This is a genomic window from Calidithermus terrae (assembly GCF_003574345.1).
Taxonomy (GTDB): Bacteria; Deinococcota; Deinococci; order Deinococcales; family Thermaceae; genus Calidithermus; species Calidithermus chliarophilus.
In genome coordinates this window covers 1-3023 of record NZ_QXDL01000326.1, presented here as the reverse complement: position 1 = coordinate 3023, position 3023 = coordinate 1, and the positions used below count along the sequence as shown (strand labels likewise).

Genomic DNA, 3023 nt, shown 5'->3' with positions numbered 1-3023 from the left:
CCCCCTCGGCGCGGAGGGCGGCCTCGAGGCTCTCCCCCGCCCCGTCGGGGCCGCGGCGGGAGAGCAGCAGCGCGTCGCCCCCGAGCCGCGCGACGGCCTGGGCCGCCTGGGGCCTCGGCCTCGGCCTGGCGCTGGGGCTGCGATCCTGGCTGCGCTCGAGCCACCTCCCACGCTGGGGAAATGCCCTGTTGCTCGGATACCTAGGGGTGTGGACCGCAGCATCCTTGTGGCTGATGCGCTGAGCGTCGGGGATGGGGTTTAAGGGCTCGTGGCCCTTGGCCTGTAGCCCATGGGAAACCCCTCCCCGCGGGAGGGGAGGGTTTATCCCCCAGCCCCCCTTGCCAAGGAGGGTGACAAGGCGTATTGCGTCTTGCGTACGGCGTACGACGTAGGACGTAGGACGCACGCCCTGCGCCCGGCGTTGGGCTATCAGCTATCAGCCATCGACCATCGACACCAATAACCTGCAAAATGTTCACCACCTAAAGAACAGATGTTCAAAAATCACTAGACAAATTGCTCGCACGGCATGATATGCTGCGTCTCGGGAGCAGGAATCCCGTCTTAAGTCAAACTATGGGAAAACAACTTGCACGGAACGAGCCAGGGCTGTGCAACTTGCCCATGAGGGGGCTTAAGACCACCGCAGCACAGGAGAACGGAGAGCGCATGAACCACGACTACGACGTTATTTCGGCGGCGCGCAACTGGCGCATGGACGGCATGGCCCGGCAGCTTGACGGCGACGTGGTGACCGAAGTGTTCGCCCGCGACGTGCTCACGCCCGAGGAGCTGCGCCAGCGGCTGAGCAAACCGGTTTGGAAGTCCCTGCAGGCCACCATGGAACGCGGGGCCCCCCTCGACCCGGCCATCGCCGACACCGTGGCCCTGGCCATGAAGACCTGGGCGCTGGAGAAGGGCGCGACCCACTACACCCACTGGTTCCAGCCCCTCACCGGCGCCACCGCCGAGAAGCACGACTCCTTCCTCGCCCCCACCAGCGACGGCTCGGCCATCGCCCAGTTCAGCGGCAAGGACCTGATCCAGGGCGAGCCCGACGCCTCGAGCTTCCCCTCCGGCGGGCTACGCGCCACCTTCGAGGCCCGCGGTTACACCGCCTGGGACCCCACCTCTCCCGCCTTCATCCTGCGCCACTCCAACGGGGCCACCCTGTGCATCCCCACCGCCTTCGCGAGCTGGACCGGCGAGGCGCTCGACCTCAAGACCCCCCTGCTGCGCTCCATCGAGGCGCTCAACAAGGCCGCCCTGCGGGCGCTGGCGCTCTTCGGCGTGACCGACGCCACCAAAGTCTCCTCGACCCTGGGCGCCGAGCAGGAGTACTTCCTCATCGACGAGGAGTTCTATTACCGCCGCCCCGACCTCGTCATGACCGGGCGCACCCTCTTCGGGGCCAAGCCCCCGCGCGGGCAGGAGCTCGAGGACCACTACTTCGGCTCCATCCCCGACCGGGTGCTCTCCTTCATGACCGACGTCGAGCACCAGCTTTACGCGCTGGGCGTGCCGGTCAAGACCCGCCACAACGAGGTCGCGCCCGGCCAGTACGAGATCGCCCCCATCTTCGAGCACTCCAACACCGCCGCCGACCACCAGCAGCTCATCATGCAAACCCTGAAGAACACCGCCCGCCGCTACGGGATGGTGGCCCTGCTGCACGAGAAGCCCTTCGCGGGCATCAACGGCTCGGGCAAGCACTGCAACTGGAGCATGGGCACCGACACCGGGCTCAACCTGCTCGAGCCCGGCGACACCCCGCACGAGAACATGCAGTTCCTGTTCTTCTGCGCGGCCGTGATCCGGGCCGTTGACGTGCACCAGGACCTGCTGCGCATCAGCGTGGCCTCGGCCTCCAACGACCACCGCCTCGGCGCCAATGAGGCCCCGCCCGCCATCATCTCGATCTTCCTGGGCGCCGAGCTCACCGACATCTTCGAGCGCATCGTCAGCGGCAAGAGCGTCGCGGGCAAGTCGGCCGGGCTGTTGGGCCTGGGCACCCCGGTGCTCCCCGCCCTGCCCCGCCACTCCGGCGACCGCAACCGCACCTCGCCCTTCGCCTTCACCGGCAACAAGTTCGAGTTCCGCGCGGTGGGCTCCTCGCAGAGCATCTCCATGCCCATCACCGTGCTCAACACCATCGTGGCCGAGTCCATCGACGCCCTCGCCGGCGAGGTCGAGGCGCTGATGAAGAAAAAGAAGAGCTTCGAGGCGGCCTTGCAGGAGGTGCTCAAGTCCACCTACAAGAAGCACAGCCGCATCGTCTTCAACGGCGACGGCTACTCCGAGGCCTGGCACAAGGAGGCGGCCAAGCGCGGCCTGCTCAACCTGCGCACCGCCCTCGAGGCCATCGAGCGCCTGACCGACGAGAAGAACGTCGAGCTGTTCTCCAAGTACGGCGTGCTCAACGAGCGCGAGCTCGAGGCCCGCCAGGAGATCATGTACGACCAGTACTTCAAGACCGTCAACATCGAGGGCGAGACCACCGAGTGGGTGGCCCAGACCCAGATCCTGCCCGGGGCCCTGGCCTACCTGGCCGAGCTCTCCGAGGTCGAGGTGCCGAACTCGAAGGCCCTGGGCCGCACCCTCGAGCAGGTGGCCCGCGCCGCCGACGCGCTCTCCGACGCGCTCGAGTGCCTCAAGATCCACAACGCCGACCTCGGCGGCGACACCGTTCACGAGAAGGCCTACCACATGCGCGACAAGGTGCTGCCGGCCATGCAGGAGGTGCGCAAGGCCGCCGACGCCCTCGAGCGCATCGTCGCCGACAAGCACTGGCCGCTGCCCAGCTACCGCGAGATGCTGTTCGTGAAGTAGGGCTGGGCTTCCTTGGGAGGGCGGCCCATGGGCCGCCCTCGTCGTACGTCCTGCGTCGTACGTCGTACGTTGTACGCAAAACGCAATACGCCAAACGCAAGACGCCAGATGCCAGAGGTATTGTCACCCCCCTTAGCAAGGGGGGCGGGGGGATACGCCCTACCCGGCGATGGGTAGGGCGTATCCCCCCGCCC

At 67.2% G+C, this 3023-nt stretch carries 2 protein-coding genes; both read left to right on the top strand.

The features are described 5' to 3' along the window. Window positions 1–242 (top strand): hypothetical protein (locus Mterra_RS22930; RefSeq protein WP_218022987.1); only part of this gene is annotated, 242 nt, incomplete at its 5' end. A gap of 382 nt (window positions 243–624) precedes the next feature. Further along, window positions 625–2829, top strand: a complete 2205-nt coding sequence (locus Mterra_RS20155) for a glutamine synthetase III family protein (RefSeq protein ID WP_245971713.1) — start codon at window positions 625–627, stop codon at window positions 2827–2829. Window positions 2830–3023 lie beyond the last annotated feature (194 nt).

Coding starts and splice junctions, on each gene's coding strand:
- Mterra_RS20155 (WP_245971713.1), top strand. CDS start 625: ATGAGGGGGCTTAAGACCACCGCAGCACAGGAGAACGGAGAGCGCATG.